Genomic DNA, 1529 nt, shown 5'->3' with positions numbered 1-1529 from the left:
TATAAGGATCCTGATTTAATCTTGGGTCATCACTCTTTTCCTCAATATAAAGTTGCCCACCACCACTAGAATACATACAATTTCCAAGCTTAAATCTATTTGGGTAGCGTATTACATAACTTTTCCCATTATTCGTTTCCTCCGCAATAAATTCCTTATAAATTTCTTTTCTTATTCTTGATTTTCCATCTACTACAGAAACTACATTGGGTTTATAACAATCTTCATTCTCTCCGGAACCGTAATAAGTGACCCAAAATTCAGGGCGATAATCCACCGGTTTTTCACCATAAAAGGTTCGCCATTGTGTTTCGCTGTAATTCGGTTCTTCCGATTGAATAATATTTTCAGCGACAGAACACGTCATTACTCCTAATAAGATCAATAGCCAGTATGAATTTTTACGTTTCATCAGTCTTATTTCATTCATTGTTCCTGATTACCTTGTAAAAGTATGGCGATATTTTCCAGTTTATCCGCTTCGGGTTGTGTAGATTGGAAGATTTTTATACATTCCTCCTTTTGAGCGATCCAACACTCTTTATTTGCAAAATACAGTTTTGCCAATTCCGATACGAAAAAAATATCAATGATATGATATTGAAAACAAAGATTGATAAGTTGGATTAACTGCCGATGAACTTCAAGCGGAGTATAACTTTTCTGAATGGATGGGATCGACAGTAGATTTTTACGCAATTCATGTATTAAATGATAAGCCCTCGCATAGCTTAAGCTATTTACCTGATTTTCCGTCAGCCACCATTTTTCATCTGTCGGAATGTCTATCAAGTCAAACTCCACCGGCACAGCAATTTCCTGTGTTTGATGATTAAGCAAATCCAGTTCTTGTCGTGTCACCAAATTATGCTCAAAATGGTAATGTGCAACCTGCTCGGGAAAATCCATGACATACAAAATATCGGAACAGATACCCAAGGCGCGATAAGCCTGATTTTCTTTTTGCAATGCCGTTAGCCATTCATTCAAAATTGCCGGCGGATACATACGGAAAATAACCGGTTTATGTTCAAATGTTACTGCATTACATAAATAGCTGATGTGTTCGGTGAATGTCGTTAAATCGACGTCGCTGATAAATAACGCGGTCCAACGATGAAATAAGGCTTTTTCGATAATCCAACGGTCAAAATCCTTATTTTTCCCAAACTCGCTAATGCGTGGTCCAACATCTTCCAAGCGGTTATCAAAGAGTGAGACAGGTTCTGTATAACTCATTCCTGTTTTCAAAAATATATGGTTTACCTCGTCATCTTCCATCGGCTCTAAAATGACATAAATATGTTTTTGTTTTTCCAAATAGGAATTAATCAACAGGATAAAGCCATTGATAACTTGTTCTTGTTGCTCTTTTAGTAATAACTCAATCATTGGTTATTCTCCAGCTGACAATCTTGCACAAAAGGAAGCCCATTGTTAACAGCGGTTTTAAAACTGGTTACCATTTCAGGAGAGCCGTCTTCTTTAACCAACTCCCCCTCAATATACACATTCCCCACCAACTCGAT

General features: G+C 37.1%; 2 protein-coding genes. Both read right to left on the bottom strand.

Translation table 11 applies throughout. The features are described 5' to 3' along the window. A partial coding sequence (locus BKL51_RS11230; RefSeq protein ID WP_143530623.1) for a hypothetical protein occupies nt 1-367 on the bottom strand: 367 nt, incomplete at its 3' end. Between the two features lie 59 nt (nt 368-426). Next, nucleotides 427-1392: a DUF4123 domain-containing protein gene (locus tag BKL51_RS11225; protein WP_077466743.1), complete on the bottom strand. Its 966-nt coding sequence runs from the start codon at nt 1390-1392 to the stop codon at nt 427-429. Between the last annotated feature and the right edge of the window lie 137 nt (nt 1393-1529).

This window comes from Rodentibacter sp. Ppn85, assembly GCF_001999335.1.
Taxonomy (GTDB): domain Bacteria; phylum Pseudomonadota; class Gammaproteobacteria; order Enterobacterales; family Pasteurellaceae; genus Rodentibacter.
This window is presented reverse-complemented; position numbering and strand designations above follow the sequence as displayed.

Coding starts and splice junctions, on each gene's coding strand:
- BKL51_RS11225 (WP_077466743.1), bottom strand. CDS start 1,392: ATGATTGAGTTATTACTAAAAGAGCAACAAGAACAAGTTATCAATGGC.